This window comes from Mesorhizobium sp. WSM4306, assembly GCF_007003975.1.
GTDB lineage: Bacteria > Pseudomonadota > Alphaproteobacteria > Rhizobiales > Rhizobiaceae > Mesorhizobium.
Window position 1 is genome coordinate 169946 of sequence record NZ_VFTC01000009.1, and the last position, 19126, is coordinate 189071.

Genomic DNA, 19126 nt, shown 5'->3' on the forward strand with positions numbered 1-19126 from the left:
GATGACCGACAAGAGCAAGGTGTTTGTCTACCCGAAGGACGTCAGCGCCTTCGGCTTCGACTGGGGCAAACTGGCGCTGACGGTCGCTCCGGAAGTGAATGGCGCGACGCGCTTTTCCGGCGGCGTCGTCGACCTGCCCTCAGGCAAGGGCCACACCCGCCACAATCACCCCGGCGCGGAAGAAATCATCTTTGTCATTTCGGGGAATGGCGAGCAGATGGTCGAGGACGACCAAGGCAATCCGGTCGTCGCCAAGGTCGGTCCCGGCTGCACCATCTATGTACCGGAAAGCCGCTTCCATTCGACGCTGAACACGGGCGATGCGCCGATGCAGCTGTTCGTCGTGTATTCACCAGCCGGACCGGAACTGGTGTTGCGGGAGTTGCCGGATTTCAGGCTGATTGCACCGGGGAAGTAGCCCTCGTGGGGTAGCGCTGCCCCTCATTGTCCTGCCGGACATTTCTCCCCGTATAGTGACGGGGAGAAAGACACTTTCATCAATCGCCGAAGCTGCCTTCTTCTCCCCGTTCTACGGGGAGAAGGTGCCGGCAGGCGGATGAGGGGCGGCGCCGACTTTCGGCCCTATGAAACCCCACCTCGGTTCCACCCCCTGGCCCGATCACCAAACATCACATACCCCGCATCCGTCACCGCAACCGTGTCCTCCAGCTTGATGAACCCCCGCGTCGGGTGGAGCATGGTCGTCTCCACCGACAGCACCATGTTCGTCTCCAGCGGCTTGGCAGCATAGGTGCCTTCATAGGTGACCGGATGATTGGTCATCAGGAACGGCGCTTCATGCGTGATCAGGCCCATGCCGTGGGCGAAGAAATCCGTATAGGAAGCGACCTTAGACGCCTTCAGCACGCCCTCCGCATGCGAAATCATGTCACCGCCGATAGTACCGGCTCTGACCTTCGAAAAGGCCGCCTGCTGCACTGTCTCGACCTCGGCCAGCAGGTCCTCAAGTTCGGCGTCCGGCTCGCCCAGAATGCCCATGCGGCAGAGGTCGCCGATGTAGCCGTGATAATTGCCACCGGAATCGATCGACAGCACCTCGCCCTTTTTCCACGCCTGCGGCGAGGCGGCGCGGTTGTGGCTGGCGCCCAGCGTCAGCAGGCAATATTCGAAATGCGCGCCGCGATTGGTCTCCTCGCGCCGCAGCTGCTCGATCATCTCGGCCTTGGTCGTGCCTTCGCGCGCCCATTGGATGGTCGCCAGCATGGAATCGGTGATCAGCTCTGAAGCGATGCGCAGCTTCTCCAGCTCGGCCTCTGTCTTGATGGCGCGCATCCGCTCCAGCATGTCGGTCGCGTCGATCAGCTTGGCGTCCGGCAGCGCCTTGCGTATCAGCGCATAGGCATCGGACGGCAGGAATGCCGGCTCGATGCCTATGCGGGCGCCGGCCTTGCCGATCTTGCCGATATGCTCGACCGCAAGATTGGCGGCGTCGAGCGTGCCCCAGCAGGCCGCATGCAGCGTCGGCGTCCAGAACGGATTGTTCTGATGCTCGGCGCCTTCCATCCGGTTGCCGATATAGGCCGCGTGCTCCGGCCCGCCCTTCTCGTAGACGACGACAGGCAGATAGCGGCTGTGGCCGATCGCATCCATGGCAGCGAAGAAGATGAACTTGTAGCCGCCGAGCAGATATTGCGTGTTGTGTTTGGACGTCGCCAGCAGCACATCGATGCCAGCCTCCTCCATCAGCCGGTCGACCCTCGCCTGGTCGAACGGGATGTTGCTGACGGCGCTCTTGCCCGGGGCAATGTTCATATCTCTCTCCCTGATTGCTTGGGATCGTCGGTCGCGTTGCGCCCGATCCCTTGGCTGTCGATCAAATCTGCACCATTTTGCTCACTCTGGTCCAGCCAGAAACAGGGAAATGGCGTCACCGGGCCAGTCACCAAGCCGTCATTCGTCGGCTACCCAGCCTATCTGGTCCTACCAGGATGATCAGTTGGAGCCACTGCTTGTAACTGGTCCAGCGGATGAAAATTTCAAAGCCAAGCAAGGATGCGCCAATTCCGTCTCTGGCGAAACCCCGGACAAGGCCCATAATCGGCGCTACAAGGAGGCTGGCGGACCCGCTGGTATCCGAGGGGGATTGGCGCGCCCGGCAGGGTCGCGGAGAGGACGGAGTTCGATCATGTCAGATATTTCCAGACGCACGCTGCTTTCGGGCTCAGCCCTGTTGCTGGCCTCCACCGCCATGCCGGCATTTGGCTGGGCACAGACGCCGAAGAAGGGCGGCCGGCTCGTGCTTGCCGCCGATTCCGAACCGCGCAATCTCAATCCGGCGATTGTCGCCTCCAACGGCGTTTTCTTCATCTCCAGCAAGATCGTCGAGACCCTGGCCGAAGCCTCGTTTGACGGCAAGGATGGGCTCGAGCCGCGCCTGGCGCTCTCCTGGGAAGGCGCCGCCGACGGGCTGTCCGTAACCTTCAAACTGCGCGACGGCGTCAAATGGCATGACGGCAAGCCGTTTACCTCGGCGGACGTCGCCTTCTCGGCGCTGCAGGTCTGGAAGCCGCTGCAAAATCTCGGCCGCATAGTGTTCAAGGATCTGGCCGCCGTCGACACCCCGGACGACTTCACCGCCGTGTTCAAATTCGCCAAGCCGACGCCATTCCAGCTGATCCGCAATGCCTTGCCGGCGCTGTCGAGCGTGGTGCCGAAGCACATCTATGAGGTCGGCAAGATCGAGGACAACCCGGCCAACAACGCGCCGATCGGCACCGGCCCGTTCAAGTTCGGCGAGTACAAGGCCGGCCAGTATTACAAGCTGACCAGGAATGCGGACTACTGGGGCAAGGACGAGCCCTATCTCGACGAAATCATCTATCAGGTGCTGCCCGACCGCACGTCGGCGGCGGCCGCGCTCGAGGCCGAAGAGATCCAGCTCGCCGCCTTCTCCGCCGTGCCGCTAGCCGACCTCGATCGTATCTCGAAAGTGCCGGGCCTGAAGGTCATCTCCAAGGGCTATGAGGGGCTCACCTATCAGCTGGTCGTCGAGATCAACCATCGCCGCAAGGAACTCGCCGACGTGAAGGTGCGCCAGGCGATCGCGCATGCCATCGACAAGGATTTCGTCGTCAAGACGGTATTCCTCGGCTATGCCGCGACCGCCACCGGCCCGGTGCCGAAGAACGATCCGCAATTCTACACCGCCGACGTGCCGACCTATCCGTTCGACGTCGCCAAGGCCAACGCGCTGCTCGACGAGGCCGGCTACGCCAAAGCCGATGATGGCAAGCGGTTTGCGGTGAAGCTCCTGCCGGCGCCCTATTTCAACGAGACCAAGCAGTTCGGCGACTATCTGCGCCAGGCGCTGGCGGTGATCGGCATCGATGCCGAGATCGTCAACAACGATGCGCCCGCGCACATCAAGGCGGTCTACACCGACCACGCCTTCGACCTCGCCGTCGGTCCGCCAGTGTTCCGCGGCGACCCGGCGATCTCGACCACCATCCTGGTGCAAAGCGGCATTCCCGACGGCGTGCCGTTCTCCAACCAGGGCGGCTACAAGAACGATGCGCTCGATGCGCTGATCGCCAAGGCATCGGAAACGCTCGACACCGCAGCGCGCACCGACCTCTACAAGGAATTCCAGAAGGAGGTGGCCGCCGACCTGCCGCTGATCAACGTCGCGGAGTGGAGTTTCATCAGCGTCGCGCGCGATACGGTGGGCAACATAGCCAACAATCCGCGCTGGGCGGTTTCGAACTGGGCGGACACGTATCTGGCGGGCTAGCGCGAGCCGCACGCGATGCTTGCGCATCGTTTGAGCGAGTGCTCATCATCAGGGATGAGAGTTCCTTCGCGCCCCCCTCTGTCCTGCCGGACATCTCCCCCACGAGGGGGGAGATTGGCAGTTTCTGCCGCCCGCTCAGTCCTGCAACGTTGGAGATTGGCGAAGGCAGCGATGACAGCTGATCTCCCCCCTTGTGGGGGAGATGTCCGGCAGGACAGAGGGGGGCGCCGTAGAGCGCAACTTCAAATGCTTGCGGGCGGCGCCCTTTCCCCATGACCCGCGCCCTCACCCTCATTCGCCGCCGTCTCGTCGGCAGCATCTTCGTGCTGCTGATCGTCATCATCGGCACCTTCCTTTTGCTCGAAGCCGCCCCCGGTGACGCCGTCGACGCCTATATCGTCTCGACCGGCGGCGATGCCGGCATGATCGAATTGCTGCGTCATCGCTGGGGCCTCGACCAGTCGGAACTGACACGGCTCGCCAACTATATCTGGGCGCTGCTGCACCTCGATCTCGGCCAGTCCGTTACTTTCTCCAGGCCGATCCGCGACGTCATTCTCGAGCGTCTGCCCACCACGCTCCTCCTGATGGTCAGCGCCACCGCGCTCTCCTTCGGCTTGGGCTCGGCGCTCGGCATCTATGCCGGCGCGAAACCCGGCAGTCTGCGCGACCGCTTCCTGTCCATCGGCTCACTCGCGCTCTATGCGGTGCCAGGCTTCTGGCTCGGCCTGGTGCTCATCGTCGTCTTTGCCGTCGACCTGCGCTGGTTGCCGATCGGTGGCATCGAGAGCCTGGCCTCCGAAAAGACCGGCTTCGCCCGCGCCGCCGACATCGCTGTCCATCTCGTACTGCCGGTTTCCGCGCTCGGCTTCATTTATTTCGCGCTGTATCTGCGCATGATGCGCGCCGGCATGGCCGAGGCCTGGCGGCAGGATTTTGTCCTCGCCGCCCGCGCCAGGGGGCTGTCGCGCCGCCGCGTCGTGTTTGCCCATGTCGCCCGCAACGCGCTCTTACCGCTCATCACCATGCTCGGCCTGCAATCAGCGCAGATGCTGGGCGGCAGCGTCGTCATCGAGAGTGTCTTTGCCGTGCCCGGCCTTGGCCGGTTGGCGCAGGAAGCGGTGGCTTCGCGCGACACACCGCTGCTCCTCGGCATAATCCTCACCAGCGCCGTGCTGGTCATTGCCATCAATCTTGCCGTCGACATCGCGTACGCCTTTCTCGACCCGCGCGTCGGCGCCAGCGAGGCCGGCGCGTGAGCCCGCTCAACCGGTTCCTGCACCGGCCGGAAACGCTCGCCGGCGCGATCATCCTGGGCGTGCTTTTCGCCATGGCGCTGTTTGCGTCGCTGCTTTTCCCCGGCGACCCTCAAGCCATCGCCGGTCCGGCGCTGCTGCCGCCGTTCCATGACTGGTCGCTGCCGCTCGGCACTGACCGACTCGGCCGCGATGTGCTGGCCGAATTGTTCCACGGCGCCCGCACCTCGCTGGCGGTCGGGCTGGCGGCTGCTGCGGCAGCACTCCTCATCGGCGCGGTCGTCGGCACGCTGGCCGGCTTTGCCGGCGGGGTCGTCGACGAAGTGCTGATGCGCATCACCGATGCCTTCCAGACCGTGCCGAGTTTTCTTCTGGCGCTTGCTTTCGTCAGCGTTGTCGGCCCGTCGCTCGGGGTCGTGGTCGCAGCCATCGCGCTCGGCGCCTGGACCGGCCCCGCTCGTGTCGCCCGCGCGGAAGTGCTGTCGATCCGCGAGCGCGACTATGTCGCCGGCGCCCGCGTCATCGGCATGCATCCGCTCGAAATCGCTTTCCGCGAAGTGTTGCCCAACGCCTTGCCGCCGGTGCTGGCGCTGTCCTCGGTAATCGTCGCCGCCGCGATCCTCACCGAAGCAGCACTTTCCTTCCTCGGTCTCGGCGACCCCAACCGCGTCACCTGGGGCGGCATGATCGCCGAAGGCCGCACCGTGCTGCGCACTGCGCCGTTCTTGTCGATCGTTCCGGGCATCGCTTTGGTATTGACTGTGCTCGGCGTCTATCTCGCCGGCGAAGGTGTGGTCGAGACGGCGGCCGTGAGGAGGAGCCTGTCGTGACCGCGCTGGCTGAAATCCGCAACCTCTCGGTGCACTATCGGCGGGATGGGACCGAGGTGGCGGCACTGGACGGCATCAGCCTTGATGTCGTTGCTGGCGAGCGCCTGGCGATCATCGGCGAGAGCGGTTCAGGCAAGAGCACACTGGCGCTGGCGATTGCGGGGTTGCTGCCGGCAAGCGCCAAGGTCGAAGGTCGCATCGATTGGTACATATCGGAATCGTCTCATTCCTTCGCGCCCCCCTCTGTCCTGCCGGACATCTCCCCCACAAGGGGGGAGATTGGCAGCTACGTCGCCGGCACCTTCCCAGCGGCCTCAGAGATTGGCGAGAGCGGAAGTGACGGCCTAATCTCCCCCCAAGTGGGGGAGATGTCCGGCAGGACAGAGGGGGGCGCCGTAGAGCTCCACCCTTCCCGTCCTGGCGACAAGTCCCCCCTCCCCGGCCGCGACATCGGCTTCGTCTTCCAGGACCCATCCGCCAGCCTCGACCCCGTGATGCCCGTCGGCAAACAAATCGCCGAAGTCGCCCGCACCCAACTCGGCCTCGACTGGCCACAAGCCTACGCCAAAGCCAAAACCCTGCTCGAACGCGTCCGCCTGCCAGACCCAGCCTCGGCCATGCGCGCCTTCCCGCACCAACTCTCCGGTGGCCAGAAGCAGCGCGTGGCAATTGCCGCCGCGATTGCGGCCGGACCCAAACTGCTGATCGCCGACGAGGCGACCAGCGCGCTGGACACCATCGTGCAGGCCGAGATCGTCGCGCTGATCCGGCAATTGGCGGCGGAGGATGGCATGACGTTGTTGTTCATCAGCCACGACATCGCGCTGGCCGCCGAACTCGCCGAGCGCATCGCCGTCTTCCGGCAGGGGGGACTGGTCGAGATCGGCGCGACGGAGCAAATCGTCAACGCCCCGCGCCAGGACTATACGCGCGCGCTGCTCGACGCCCATCTCGGCCTCGACGCCGAGCCGCTGCTGCGACGGGCTTCGACATGAGCCTGCTCAGCGTCTCCAACCTGACCAAACACTACCGCCGCGGCGGCACGACCATCGCCGCCGTCGACGGCGTCTCCTTCACCATCGAACCCGGCGAAACGCTGGCGCTGGCCGGCCCCTCCGGCAGCGGCAAGTCGACGATCGCGCGGCTGGTGCTCAGGCTGATCGAGCCTGACGCCGGAAACATACAATTCAAAGGCGATGACTTCCTGGCCTTGAACGGTGCCGCGCTGCGTGCACGCCGCGCACGCCTGCAAATGGTGTTTCAGGATCCGCTCGCCGCCTTCAACCCGCGCGCGACGGTGGCGCGTGTGCTTGACGACCCCTTGCGCATCCATGCCATCGCCTCCCGCGTCGAACGGCCTGCCCGCATCGCTGCCTTGCTTGAGCGTGTTGGGCTGACGGCCGATCTCGCTCCACGCTCCATCCATGAAATCTCCGGCGGCCAGCGCCAGCGCGTAGCGATTGCCCGCGCCATCGCAACGAACCCGTCACTGATCGTACTCGACGAAGCGGTGTCGGCGCTCGATGTTTCGGTGCGCGGACAGATCCTCGAGCTGCTGCTCGACCTGCAAGCCAGGGAACGGATCGCCTATCTGTTCATTTCGCATGATCTCGGCGTTGTTCGTGCGATCGCCCACCGCGTCGTCCTTCTCGACGCCGGGCGGATCGCCGAGAGCGGCGACGCCCGCGCCGTTATCGACGTGCCGCAATCGGCCATCGGCAAGGCACTGGTGGCGGCGGCACCAACACTCAATCGAACACATCTACAGGACGCATCATGACAGACGCCGAAGCCAGAGCCGAAAAGCTCTCGCGCGAACTCGATTTCGCCTTCCGCAACCGCGCCGATCTCTATCGCCTGTTCCTCGATGAACTGACCGGCGAACTGGGCGCGGAGAAAGCCGAGGCGATCATGGTCCGCACCATCGAGCAGCGCGGCAAGGAGGTGGCGGCAGCTGCCTTTGCCCGCTTCGGACCCAACGACGCGCCAGCCATCGGCGAAGCGTTCCTGGCCGTCAGCCCGGACGGCGGCCTGATGTATCCAACCGATATCGAGCGCGGACCGGACCATATCGCCTTCAAGGTGAAACGCTGCCCACTGAAGGATGCCTGGATCGAGGCGGGTGTCGGCGATGAAAAGCTCGCCACGCTCTGCCGCATCGCCGGCGCCTTCGACCGCGGCCTGTTCGAGGCGACGGGCGTGCGCTTCGACAACGTCACCTGGACGCCGGGACACGGCTCAGGCTGCTGCCACATCGCGCTGACCAACCGGGATGCTGCCGGATAGCCAGCGGCGCCGCCCAATCAGTCGGCGGGAAACACATGCAGCTCCGTGCCCGCCTGTTCGGCAGCAGTGCGCAGGTCGGCCTTGGGTTCGCTGTCGGTGACGATATCGGCAATGTCGTCCAGTCCGCAGATGCGCTCAAGGCTGGAGCGCCCGAACTTGTCGTGGGTCACCACCAGCACCGTCGACAGGGACCGCGATATCATCGCGCGCTTGACTGCCGCGGCGCCGGAGATCATGTCGCTCGGGCCGTCGGCACTTAGTCCCGACGCCCCGATGATGGCGACGTCAGCGTTGTAGCGGCGCACGAACTCGACCGTGTCTTCGCCCAGCACGCTGCCTTCGCGGCTGTCATAGGTCCCGGGGCAGAGCAGCACCCGGAAGGTCGGATTGGCGCCGGCCACCGAGGCCACGCCGGTGGAATTGGTGATGATGGTAAGGTCGCGCTTCAGCTGCGAAAGGTTGCGTGCCACCTCATAAGTGGTCGAACCGCCGTCGATCATCACGATCTGGCCCTTCTCGACCAGGCCGGCCGCGCCGCGGCCGATGCGGGCGCGCTCGTCGACCAGGGTCAGGCCGCGCTCGGAAATCACCGGTTCGGTCGTCACCAGCGAGATCGTCGCGCCGCCATAGGTGCGGTTGATCAGCCCGGCATCGCCGAGTTCGATGAGATCGCGGCGGATCGTTTCGCCGGCGACGCCGATGCGGCGCGCAAGCTTGGAGATGCGAATGGACGCCGACCGGCGCACTTCCGAAAGGATAAGCGCGTGCCGCTCCTTCTTCGTCAGTCGGCCATGGTCCATGATTATTCCATTCCCTTTGCAGCAATCAACGCGTCGGCAAGCTCGGCAAATCCGTGCGCGCCGCGCCCGGTTGTGACGAAGGCAGGAGATGCCGGAAGTTCGCCGGCGAAGTCCAGCACATTAGCGACGCCGACGCTGTTGGGGAAGAAGCCGAACATTGGTGCATCGTTTGGACTATCGCCGACGAAGACAATGCTGTCCTTGTCGTGGTCAATATCTATACCGAAACAGTCGCGCAAGAATAGCCGGCTTGTCGACAGTTTGTCGTATGTGCCGAACCAGCCATTGACATGGATGGACGAGATTTTCGCCGTCGCACCGAAGCGCTGGAAGATACCGACGATCTTCAGCACGTCGGTTTTGGGCAGCGGCGCGACGTCCTCGCAGAAATCGATCGCCAGGTCGGCCTCGCGATAGGACTGGTCGGCAGCGACCGCCGCACCCGGAATTTCCGCGAGCACGGCGCGTTCGATCTCGCGCAGCCGCGCCGCGTCGGCCTGCCGTTCGGCGGCGCTTTTGGAGTAGTGGCGGACCATCCGCTTGCTGGCGTCGTCGTAGCGAAAATAGAAGGCGCCGTTCTCACCGATCACACCGTCCACCGGCCATTGCCGGGCGATCAGGTCGCACCAGCCAGCCGGCCGGCCGGTGACCGGCGCGACGATGAACCCAGCCTGCTTCAGCCGCTCCAGCGCCGCATAGGCCTTTGCCGGCAGCCGCCCCTTGTCGGTCAAGGTGTCGTCTATGTCGGTCAGCACGACGGCGATCTTGCGCCGGTCCAGGGCGGTGAAGTCGGCGAGCGGGCGCAGCACCCGTTCAGGCTCCCGCCGCGACCGTTTCGAGCGAGGCAGCGGCGACGTCGAGCATGGTGAACCTGTCGCGGATCAGCCTCGCATTGGCAACCGCCTCGTCGTAGAAGGCAGCCGGTATGGCGACCTCCTGCGGCGTGGTCGGCGCGCCAGCGGCACGCAGTGCTGCCGCGATCTCGCGCGCCGGACGGGCCACGCGGGAAAGCCTTTCGCGATACGAGCGCCATTGCTCGGCCAGCATGGTGTTGATGGCGGTCGCCCGCTCATGGTCGAGCAGCTTGGGCTTGAACGCTGCCCAGCAGGAGTGTCCAAGCGTTTCGCCAAAGATCTCGATGAAGCGGTCCTGTGTATCGGCGGACGGCGCAAGCTGCAGGCCCGGCAGCGCCAGCACTTGTTCCTGCAGCCGCGCCATCGTCAATGTCGTCACCGCTATGTGTTCGCCGTGATGCGTCTCGGGCAGCCCCTGGCCCCGCATGTCGATATAGTGGGCGATCAGATGTTCGCCTTGGCTGGCAGGATAGGAGCCGCCGCACAAAGTCATGCCGAGACCCGACATGACCAGCGTGCGCACCAGCACTTCCATCGCCGCGAGGTCGCCGGTCCTGAGTTCGCCGGCCTTGGCGATCAGCGTCTTCTCGTCCCCGGCCAGAAGCATGAACGGCGCCTGCCTGTAGGGCGTGCCGATCAACAGATGCGCCATCAGCCAGTCCGTCTGGGCGGTCGGTCGCGCCATCGAGTCGCCGAAGCCGGCGGCGATCAGCCGGTGCGGTGCCCGCGCCATGACGTCGAGATCAAGGAACACGCCGACCGGCAGGCTCGCCGTCAGCGATTTCTTCAGGCCATCCTCGGTGATTGCCGCCGACACAGAGGTGTAGCCGTTCATCGACGGCGCTGTACCGAAGACCACATAGGGTTTCTGGGTCAGATGTGCGGCGTATTTGGCGATGTCGTTGATCGAGCCCGATCCGACCGCGACCAGGCCGCTGGCGTCTTTCGTGCGGGCGATCACCAATCGCACGGCGTCCATGTCCGGATGCGGATGGCGCGGCAAGATGATCTTGTCGACATCGCTGCTGCCACGCAGCGCGATCGACACCCTCTCGCCCAGCGCCAGCCTTGTGTCGGGATCCATGACCACAGCGAGCTTGCGACCGAGCGGCAACGGCTTGACCAGCGCATCCGCTTCGTCGCCGAGACCGCGCCCGATCACGATGGTCTTCAGCGGCAACGATAGCATTCCCTCGCCATCCGGGTCAGGCAGGGTACCGGCAATGAGACGATCGAGCATTTCCTTGGACATCGGGAGCCGTCCAATCAGTCAGCATGAAGCGGGATCAGGGCATCGAACAAGGTCCGATACCGACGGTAACTTCTGTCGTACCCGGCCTTGGCCGAAGGATTGGGGTCGATCGTCTCGATGCTACCGCTCAGCCTTTCGGCCGCCTGCTGCACTGAGGACGAAAGGCCAATGGCGGTGGCAGCAAGGATTGCCGCACCGATCAGCGAGGCATCGGCGGCGCTTGCCATCTCGACCGGCCTGCCACTGACATCGGCGCGGATCTGCGCCCACACCCGGCTACGGGCGCCGCCGCCGGAGAGCCTGATGCGCCCAGTGGCGATGCCGAGCTGGTCCAGCCGGTCGACCACGTCACGCATGGCAAAGGCGCAGCCCTCCAGCACAGCGCGGGCGCAAGTCGCTTTGCCGTGGAAGGATGTCAGGCCGTAGAAAGCGCCCCGCGCCTCGGCGATCCAACGCGGTGCCATGGCGCCGGACAGTGCCGGGACGAACAGCAAATCGTCGCTGCCGGCAACGACCGTCGCCGCCAGCTCCGACATCGCCGCCGGCGAATCCACGCCGAAGGTAGACTGGAACCAGGTCACTGCGCCGCCCGAAAGCCATCCGGGATTGGAGACGAAATAGCGGTCACCGAGAAAACCATGCGTCTCGACCAGGCCGCCGGGATCGAGGCGAAATGTGTCAGACACTGCACCGACCACTTCGGCCGTGCCGAGGTTGCAGGCAACGATATCGGGCACAACAACGCCGGCGCCGATGGCGGCGGAAAAATCATCACCGGTGCCAACTGCCAGCGGGGTGCCCACAGGCAGGCCGGTCAGCTCGGCGCCGGCCGCAGTCAAGGCGCCGGCGACCGCCGATGCATCGTCGATGCCGGGCAGCTTATCGGCATCGATGTCGAAGGCCGCCAGCAGATCGCCGGCATAGTCGCGCTCCTTCAGCCCATAGAGCATGGTCGTCGAGGCAAGTGCGTGGTCGATGACGGCACGACCGCACAACGCAGCGACAACGAACGAAACCGGCTGGTGCCAGAGCGCCACGCGGCGCGCTTCGGGCAAGTTGCGCGCTGCCCAGCGGATTTTCGCCGCCAAATGGGTGGCGTCGAGGACGAGACCGGTGCGTTCGCGGATGAAGCCGGGATCTATACCGGCGATCTCTCCCGACGCCCGCCGATCCATCCAGATAATGCAAGGCGCCACTGCCTGGCCGCTGCCGTCGACTGCGACGCAGCCGTCGAGCTGGCCGGCAATGGCAATGCCCTTGATGTCGGACGGTGCACGCCCAGCCTTGTCGAGCGCGCCGGCAATGGCTGGCCTGAGCGCCGCCAGCCACAGCGCCGGATTCTGTTCGGCCCAACCCGGCGCCGGGAAGGCCGGCTGATAAAGCACAGCAGCCTCGCCACGCAGCCGCAATTCGTCATCGACGACGATCGCCTTCAGGCTTTGTGTGCCGAGATCGATGCCGACGACTGGCATTAGACACGCTCGCAATCCGCGAGGACATCCCGCAGTTGCGAGAGGATAGAACCTTTCGTCGGCGAATAGGAGCCGTCGAAAACCGCTGTGCCAATGGTAAAAGCGTCTGCGCCAGCCTGCTTGATTGCCTTGATCCGATCGGCCGAAGCCACCGCGCCGGCTACGATCAGATGCCGCAACGGACCAAGGCCGCGCCGGGCGGCGCGAACCAGTTCGGCCGGGTCGGCCTCGGTGGCGCGATAGGCGAGGATGTCGCATCCCGCACAACCCTTTTCCACAAAGGATCGGCAGTCGGCCTCGACATCTCCAGGCGAGCCGCCGAGCTTGGTCGGATGGCCGACCGGCCGTCCCGGAAAAGGGTAGTATTCGGTATCGCTCCCCTCCAGCAGCCCCATGATCTCGTCGACCTGCGTGCCGCCAAGCAGCCGCTGGATGCCGAGATCCCTGGCGATGCGCGCCGAATTGAGGCAGGCTTCTGCTGTCGTCGAGACAACTTCCATGTAAGTGGTGGCGCCTGTCCGGCGGATGGCGCCGGCGAGCTTACGCAGTACATTCGGCGCCACGCCGATGTCCTTGAAGCCGACATGCTTCAGCCCGACCGGCTCGATCAGCTCGACCAGGTCGAGACAGTCCTCGACCGTGCGATCGTTACGCGTCAGCATGAAGATGAAGTCCATCCGAAAGGTCCCTCGCCTCGGGAAAGCCGGTTTACTGCCGGTCTGTTAACATCTCCCAACCAATTGTTGCAAGGTGCCACATTTTAATTTGCAGTACCACACATTTTATGACAGAACGGGCGCCGGCCCGCCAGGCACGACTTCTAGGGAGAGGGAAGAATGCTCAAGCCGCTGAGACGTGAGAGTGCCGCATCCGGGCTGCTCGTCATCGCCGCCCTTATGTGGCAAATCACACAGGCTGCTGCGTGGGACCTGAAGGAGGCGTCGAAGCCTTACAGCGGTCAGACCATCCGCATGGTCGGCGAGGCGCTGCCGCCGCTCGAAGCGTTGAAGAAGATGGCGCCGGAGTTCGAAAAGCAGACCGGCATCCATGTCGAAGTCGAGATGTACGAGCATTCCGAAGCCGTCAACAAGGTCCAGCTCGATCTCAATTCGCACCGCGGCCGCTACGACGTCATCATCCAGCCGCATCGCGAACTCGGCAAATTCGCCACCAACAACCATCTGGTCGAAATCGCCAAGACGATGGCTGATCCGGCTTTGCGCGATCCGACCTTCGAGCCGGAGAAGCAGCTCTACCAGACCGCCTGGCACGAAATCTCCTGGTATGACGGCAAGGAGTACGGCTTCCCCTTCACCGTGCTCAATATGTTCATGTGGTATCGCTCGGACCTGCTCGCCGATCCCAAGGAGCAGGCCGGCTTCAAGGCCAAGTATGGCTACGATCTGGCGCCTGCCAGGGACTGGAAGCAGTATCGCGACATCGCCGAATGGTTCTACCGACCCGACCAGGGCTTTTACGGCACCGCCCTGCAGGGCAAGCGCCACGAGGCGCTGTGGTATGAGTGGCTCAACTTCCTCTATTCCTTCGGCGGCGACGTGCTCGACGTCAAGAGCGGCTCGGCCTGCGGCCCGGTCATCGTCAACAGCCCCAAGGCCGTCGCCTCCCTCGAATTCTACAAGAGCCTGCTGCAATTCTCGCCGCCGGACAGCCTCAACTATTTCTGGGACGACGTCATGGCGCTGATGCAGCAGGCCAAGGTCGCCGAGCTGATCATGTGGAACGACGCCACCTATGCCGTGTCGGTCGACACCACCGCCTCCACCGTCGTCGGCAAGGTCGGCTTCGACCTCGTGCCGCAAGGCGAAGGCGGCAAGATCGGCCAGGTCGAGGGCTGGACCTACCTGATCCCCGTCTATTCGAAGAACCAGCAGGCGGCCTTCCTCTTCGTCCAGTGGATGATGGGCTATGATCGCCAGCTCGAACAGCATCTCAATGGCGGCGCCTCGGGCCGGCCCGATGTCTATGCCTCGGCGGAGGTGCAGAAACTGCCCTACGCCAAGGCCTCGATGGAGGCCAACGAGCATGCGGTGCCGAAGGCGACGCTGCCGCAATCGGCCGAGATGACCGACATACTGGTGCGAGAGCTGTCGTCCTACCTCGCCGGCGAGAAGGAAGCGCAGGCTGCCCTCGACACCGCCGCCACCGACATCTCGACATTGCTCGGTTCTTGCGCACCCATGACCTATCCGGCACGATAGGTCTCGAATGTCGCGCAGAGGCTACCCGCAAAAGCGGGTAGCCGTTCTTGTCCGCAGGAAACGCCCGTGACGAACCGCCCTCCATCGCAGCGCGGAATGCCGCTTCTCGACCGTGGGGTGGGACCGCTGGTGATGCTGCCGGCGACGCTGCTTGTCGTCGTCTTCCTGGTCGGTCCGTTCTACTACATGGTCTATACCGCGCTGACCGACCTCAGCTTCGCCGACGCCAGCCACTCCGGCGCCTTTGTCGGCTTCGACAATTTCCGCAAGCTGATGCGCAACGATCCGTTTTTCTGGGCGTCGTTCCTGCTGACGCTGAAATTCGTCGTCATCGCCGTGGGCCTCGAATTCCTGCTCGGCTTTGCGCTGGCCTTCCTGATCTTCCGCTTCGTCGCCAGCCAGCGGCTTTTGACCACGCTGCTGCTCATCCCGATGATGATCGCGCCGGTCGCCGTCGGGCTGATCTGGCGTCTGCTCTTGCAGGGCGATTTCGGCATGCTCACCTTCTACATGCGCAAGGTCGGCCTGCTGGCGCAGAATGCGGCGGTGCTTTCGGCGCCCGACCTGGTCTTTCCGACCATAATCGCCATCGACGTTTGGCAGTGGACGCCTTTCGTCACCCTGATCATGCTGGCCGGCATGATGAGCTTGCCGCGCGCGCCGTTCGAGGCGGCGATGATGGATGGCGCCAAACCGTTCCAGATCTTTCGCGATGTCATGCTGCCGCTGCTGCGGCCCGTCATCGCGCTGGTGCTGCTCTTGCGCGGCATCGACGCCTTCAAGGAATTCGACAAGGTCTTCCTGATGACCGGCGGCGGCCCGGGAACGCTGACCGAGCTGGTCTCGATCTATGCCTACCGCGTCAACTTTCGCAACTGGGACCTCGGCTACGGCGCGGCGGTCGCCTTCATGATCTATCTTGTGGTGCTGATCCTGTGCTCGGTCTTCTACAAAGCTGTGTACTGGTCGAGCCGCAAACCGGCGGCTGCGTTTTGAGGGCGCGGCGATGATCGACCAGTCCACAAACCGCGCCTGGAAAAGCCTTGCCTGGGCCGTGCTGCTGGTCGCCGTCGTGGTCGCCTTGACGCCTTACGTCTGGATGGTGCTGGCATCATTCAAGAACCGTGTCGACCTGTTGTCGTCGGTGCCGAAATGGAGCTTCGCGCCGACGCTCGCCAACTATCCAGCTGTCTTCATCGACAAGGAATACTGGCCGCTGGCGATCAATTCGGTGCTGATCTCGGTGTCGTCAACGGTGCTGTGCATCGTTATCGGTGCGCCGGCCGCCTATGGCTTTGCCCGCTCCGATTTTCCGGGGAAGGAAGACCTGTTCTTCTTCTTCCTGACCACGCGCATGGCGCCGCCGATCTCGATTGCCGTGCCGCTGTTCCTGTTCTTCACCTCGCTCGGCCTGATCGACACCATCTATGCCGTTGTGATCGCCCACACCTCCTTCAACCTGTCGCTCGTCGTCTGGATGATGCGCGGTTTCTTCGCCGAAATTCCCCGGGAGATCGACGAGGCGGCGATGATGGACGGCCGCTCGCGGCTCGGTGCGTTCTTCTTCGTCGTCGCGCCGCTCGCCGCACCCGGTATTGGCGCGACTGCCGTGCTCTGCTTCATCCTGTCGTGGAACGAATTCCTCTACGCTTTCATCCTCGTCGCCTTCGACGGGCGACCGCTGACCGTCGGCATACCCGGGCTGGTGACGCCGCACGGCACGCTGTGGGGACAGGTTGCGGCGGTCGCCATCGTGGCGACGCTGCCGATCGTGCTTTTCACGTTCCTTGTCCAGAAACAGCTTGTCCGTGGCCTCACCTTCGGCGCGGTCAAGGGTTGAAGGGATCTTGCATGGCAATTGTTTTCGACGGCGTCACCAAGGCCTTCCCGGACGGGACGGTGGCGCTGCAGGCGCTCGACCTTGCTTTCGAGCCCGGCGAATTCCTCGTCCTGCTCGGCCCCTCGGGCTCCGGCAAGACGACAGCCTGCCGGCTGCTTGCCGGCCTCGAACGTCCGACCGCCGGCCGCATCATGGTCGAGGGTCGCGATGTCACCGATCTGCCGCCTCGCCTGCGCGGCATGGGCATGGTGTTCCAGAACTACGCGCTTTACAGCCACAAGAGCGTCTACGAGAACATCGCCTATCCCTTGCGCATCCGGAAGATGCCGGCAGCCGAACTCGACCGTTGCGTGCGCGCCATGGCCGGGCTGCTCGAAATCACCCGCTATCTCGATCGCCGGCCCTCGCAATTGTCGGGCGGCCAGGCGCAGCGCGTAGCGGTCGCCCGCGCCCTGGTCTGGCAGCCGAGCCTGTGCCTGATGGACGAGCCGCTGTCCAATCTCGACGCCTTGCTGCGCCTGCACATGCGCACCGAGCTGAAGCGGCTGCATCGCGAGCTGAAGAAGACCTTCGTCTTCGTCACCCACGACCAGGAGGAGGCGATGACGCTGGCGACCAGGGTCGCGGTGCTGCGCGAAGGCGCGCTGATCCAGTATGACGATCCGCGCGAGATCTATCGGCGGCCGGCCAACCGCTTCATCGCCGAATTCATCGGCCGTCCGGCGATGAACACCTTCGACGGCGATGTCCGCAACGGCGTCTTCCACGCCAACGGCTTTAGCTGCCCGCTGCCGGGAAAGCCTGACGGTCCCATCGTGCTCGGCATCCGCCCGGAGCAGATCCAGCTCGTCGACGCCTCTGCCGGCGATGCGATCCGGTTTGCCATCGACGTCGTCGAACCGGTCGAACCCGATGTGCTGATCTTCGCCAAGAGCGAGGCAAACGCACTGATCGTCAGGACAGTGAATGACGATCGCGCCTACGATCCCGGCCAGCCGCTGCACCTGCGCTTTCCGCCGGCAGCGCTGCATGTGTTCGATGCGATGTCGGGAGCACGGCTGCCGTGAGCACGCTGCTCGCTCTGGTGCCGCTGGCGGCCGCCGCAGTAGTCTGGCGGCTGTTCTACAGCTTCAACCAGTCGCGGCGCTGGTTCTCGACCGGCGAGCTGGTTTTCTGGGACGCCATCGCACTGGTCATCCTACAGCTTGTCTGGCTAATCTGGTTCTGAATACGCAGACCAGTCCCCGCCCGCCAGCAGCAACCTCAATGCTTGATGCGGTCGCGCATGGCGTACCACAACATGCCGAGCACATAGAGCGGACCACGCAGCGCCGTGCCGCCCGGGAACGGCATCGGGGTCAGCGTCGAGAACAGATCGAGCCGCGAGGCATCGCCGGTGATTGCTTCGGCGAGCAGCTTGCCCGACAGCGTCGACAGGATGACGCCCTTGCCGGAATAGCCATGCGCGAAATAGACCTCGCCATAGTGCCCGACATGCGGCAGCCGCGACGTCGTCACTGAGACCAGCCCGCCCCAGGCATGGTCGATGCGGCAGCTCTTCAGTTGCGGGAAAGTGGCCTCCATATGCGGCCGCACGAAGCCGGCAATGTCGGCCGGCGGCGACGGCGTGTAGCGCTCGCCGCCACCGAACAGCAACCGTCCGTCGGCCGACATGCGGTAGTAGTTGACGACGAAACGCGTGTCGGACACCGCGACATTGGCCGGGATGACGTTGCGCTTGCCCTCCAGCGGCTCGGTGGCGACGATGTAGTTGCCGACCGGCATGATGCGGCTGTTGACGCGCGGCTCCAGCCCATGCAGCAACGCATCGCCGGCCAACACGACATGTTTGGCCCGCACTGATCCCTTTGATGTCGAGACCCGGATCGAAGGCTCGCGCTCCAGCTTCACCGCCACCGAATTCTCATGGATGGTGACGCCTGCCGCCACAGCGGCACGGGCAAGCCCGAGCGTGTAGTTCAGTGGGTGCATGTGGCCGCCAAGCGGCTCATACATGGCCCCGTGGTAAGGCGTGTCGACCTTGGCCCGCGCTTCCGCCGCCGACAGGATCTCGACGTCGCGAAACTTCATCACGCTTTCGAGGCATTTCGCCTCTTCTTCGAGATCTCTAAGATCGGAGCCGTTGATCGCACCGACCAGATGACCGGTCAGTCTCAGGTCGCAATCGATGGTATGGCGCTCGATGACGTCGAGCACCAGGCCGCGCGCCTCGAAGGCGAGGTCGAACAGCGCCTTCGCCCGCTCGGGGCCGTAGAGCTTGACCAGCCCCTTGGCGCCCTTGCGCAGGCCGGGGATCATCTGGCCGCCATTGCGGCCCGATGCCCCCCAGCCGATCTTGCCGCCTTCGAGCAACACCACCTTCAGGCCGCGCTCGGCGGCATGAAGGGCGGCCGACAGGCCGGTGCAGCCGCCGCCGACCACCACCAGATCGGCGTCGACGTCGCCCACCAGCGCCGGATGGTCCGGCGCCGGATTGGCGGTGGCGACATAGTAGGATTTGCCGATATCGAGACCGGAATTGAAACCCGTTGAGCTGGAGGCCATG

19 protein-coding genes are annotated in these 19126 nt (G+C 64.4%); 12 read left to right on the forward strand and 7 right to left on the reverse strand.

Features of this window, described 5'->3' with window-relative positions:
- Position 1 precedes the first annotated feature (1 nt).
- A complete protein-coding gene (locus FJV77_RS13670) occupies positions 2-418 on the forward strand; it encodes a cupin domain-containing protein (protein ID WP_142867324.1) in 417 nt (138 codons plus the stop codon).
- A gap of 164 nt (positions 419-582) precedes the next feature.
- Here the strand turns inward: FJV77_RS13670 and FJV77_RS13675 are convergent, their stop codons facing one another.
- Positions 583-1773, reverse strand: a complete 1191-nt coding sequence (locus tag FJV77_RS13675; RefSeq protein ID WP_142867325.1) for a Xaa-Pro peptidase family protein — start codon at positions 1771-1773, stop codon at positions 583-585.
- 373 nt (positions 1774-2146) lie between these two features.
- Here FJV77_RS13675 and FJV77_RS13680 point away from each other — a divergent pair, with 373 nt between their 5' ends.
- The 6 genes from FJV77_RS13680 to FJV77_RS13710 all read left to right on the forward strand — a co-directional run bounded on the left by FJV77_RS13680 (position 2147) and on the right by FJV77_RS13710 (position 8123).
- Positions 2147-3751, forward strand: a complete 1605-nt coding sequence (locus tag FJV77_RS13680) for an ABC transporter substrate-binding protein (RefSeq protein WP_142867326.1) — start codon at positions 2147-2149, stop codon at positions 3749-3751.
- Between the two features lie 272 nt (positions 3752-4023).
- Positions 4024-5010, forward strand: coding sequence for an ABC transporter permease (locus tag FJV77_RS13690; protein WP_142867327.1), 987 nt, complete (start codon positions 4024-4026; stop codon positions 5008-5010).
- The gene (locus tag FJV77_RS13695) at positions 5007-5837 is read left to right on the forward strand and encodes an ABC transporter permease (protein ID WP_142867328.1); all 831 of its coding nucleotides are present in this window, start codon (positions 5007-5009) and stop codon (positions 5835-5837) included. The genes FJV77_RS13690 and FJV77_RS13695 overlap by 4 nt, the downstream gene beginning before the upstream one ends.
- Positions 5834-6832, forward strand: a complete 999-nt coding sequence (locus tag FJV77_RS13700; protein WP_185970306.1) for an ABC transporter ATP-binding protein — start codon at positions 5834-5836, stop codon at positions 6830-6832. The genes FJV77_RS13695 and FJV77_RS13700 overlap by 4 nt, the downstream gene beginning before the upstream one ends.
- Positions 6829-7617 carry an ATP-binding cassette domain-containing protein gene (locus FJV77_RS13705; protein WP_142867329.1) on the forward strand — a complete coding sequence of 263 codons (789 nt, stop codon included), beginning with the start codon at positions 6829-6831 and terminating at the stop codon, positions 7615-7617. Before FJV77_RS13700 ends, FJV77_RS13705 begins: the two co-directional genes overlap by 4 nt.
- Entirely contained in the window at positions 7614-8123 is a 510-nt protein-coding gene (locus FJV77_RS13710; protein WP_142867330.1) for an L-2-amino-thiazoline-4-carboxylic acid hydrolase, read from the forward strand. Before FJV77_RS13705 ends, FJV77_RS13710 begins: the two co-directional genes overlap by 4 nt.
- Before the next feature lie 17 nt (positions 8124-8140).
- On the opposite strand, the gene FJV77_RS13715 is transcribed toward FJV77_RS13710, so the two are convergent.
- Genes FJV77_RS13715 through FJV77_RS13735 form a run of 5 tightly spaced genes read right to left on the reverse strand, consistent with a single transcriptional unit; the run spans position 8141 to position 13178 of the window.
- Positions 8141-8923 (reverse strand): DeoR/GlpR family DNA-binding transcription regulator, encoded by a 783-nt coding sequence (locus FJV77_RS13715; RefSeq protein ID WP_142867331.1) that lies wholly within the window; start codon positions 8921-8923, stop codon positions 8141-8143.
- A gap of 2 nt (positions 8924-8925) precedes the next feature.
- Entirely contained in the window at positions 8926-9729 is an 804-nt protein-coding gene (locus tag FJV77_RS13720; RefSeq protein WP_142867360.1) for an HAD-IIB family hydrolase, read from the reverse strand.
- Between the two features lie 7 nt (positions 9730-9736).
- A complete protein-coding gene (locus tag FJV77_RS13725) occupies positions 9737-11029 on the reverse strand; it encodes an iron-containing alcohol dehydrogenase (protein ID WP_142867332.1) in 1293 nt (430 codons plus the stop codon).
- Between the two features lie 14 nt (positions 11030-11043).
- Positions 11044-12501 carry an FGGY family carbohydrate kinase gene (locus FJV77_RS13730; RefSeq protein ID WP_142867333.1) on the reverse strand — a complete coding sequence of 486 codons (1458 nt, stop codon included), beginning with the start codon at positions 12499-12501 and terminating at the stop codon, positions 11044-11046.
- On the reverse strand, positions 12501-13178 hold the full coding sequence (locus FJV77_RS13735) for a hypothetical protein (RefSeq protein WP_142867334.1): 678 nt from the start codon (positions 13176-13178) through the stop codon (positions 12501-12503). Before FJV77_RS13735 ends, FJV77_RS13730 begins: the two co-directional genes overlap by 1 nt.
- Positions 13179-13337: 159 nt before the next feature.
- On the opposite strand from FJV77_RS13735, the gene FJV77_RS13740 reads away from it, so the two are divergent.
- The 5 genes from FJV77_RS13740 to FJV77_RS32350 all read left to right on the forward strand — a co-directional run bounded on the left by FJV77_RS13740 (position 13338) and on the right by FJV77_RS32350 (position 17788).
- Positions 13338-14720 carry a sugar ABC transporter substrate-binding protein gene (locus FJV77_RS13740; RefSeq protein WP_142867335.1) on the forward strand — a complete coding sequence of 461 codons (1383 nt, stop codon included), beginning with the start codon at positions 13338-13340 and terminating at the stop codon, positions 14718-14720.
- Positions 14721-14786: 66 nt separating this feature from the next.
- Complete coding sequence (locus tag FJV77_RS13745) at positions 14787-15716, forward strand: sugar ABC transporter permease (RefSeq protein ID WP_142867336.1); 930 nt, start codon at positions 14787-14789, stop codon at positions 15714-15716.
- A 10-nt stretch (positions 15717-15726) separates the two neighbouring features.
- Positions 15727-16560 (forward strand): carbohydrate ABC transporter permease, encoded by an 834-nt coding sequence (locus FJV77_RS13750; RefSeq protein ID WP_142867337.1) that lies wholly within the window; start codon positions 15727-15729, stop codon positions 16558-16560.
- Positions 16561-16571: 11 nt separating this feature from the next.
- On the forward strand, positions 16572-17627 hold the full coding sequence (locus tag FJV77_RS13755; RefSeq protein ID WP_142867338.1) for an ABC transporter ATP-binding protein: 1056 nt from the start codon (positions 16572-16574) through the stop codon (positions 17625-17627).
- On the forward strand, positions 17624-17788 hold the full coding sequence (locus FJV77_RS32350) for a hypothetical protein (protein WP_185970307.1): 165 nt from the start codon (positions 17624-17626) through the stop codon (positions 17786-17788). Before FJV77_RS13755 ends, FJV77_RS32350 begins: the two co-directional genes overlap by 4 nt.
- A 35-nt stretch (positions 17789-17823) precedes the next feature.
- On the opposite strand, the gene FJV77_RS13760 is transcribed toward FJV77_RS32350, so the two are convergent.
- The gene (locus FJV77_RS13760; RefSeq protein ID WP_142867339.1) at positions 17824-19125 is read right to left on the reverse strand and encodes an FAD-binding oxidoreductase; all 1302 of its coding nucleotides are present in this window, start codon (positions 19123-19125) and stop codon (positions 17824-17826) included.
- Between the last annotated feature and the right edge of the window lies 1 nt (position 19126).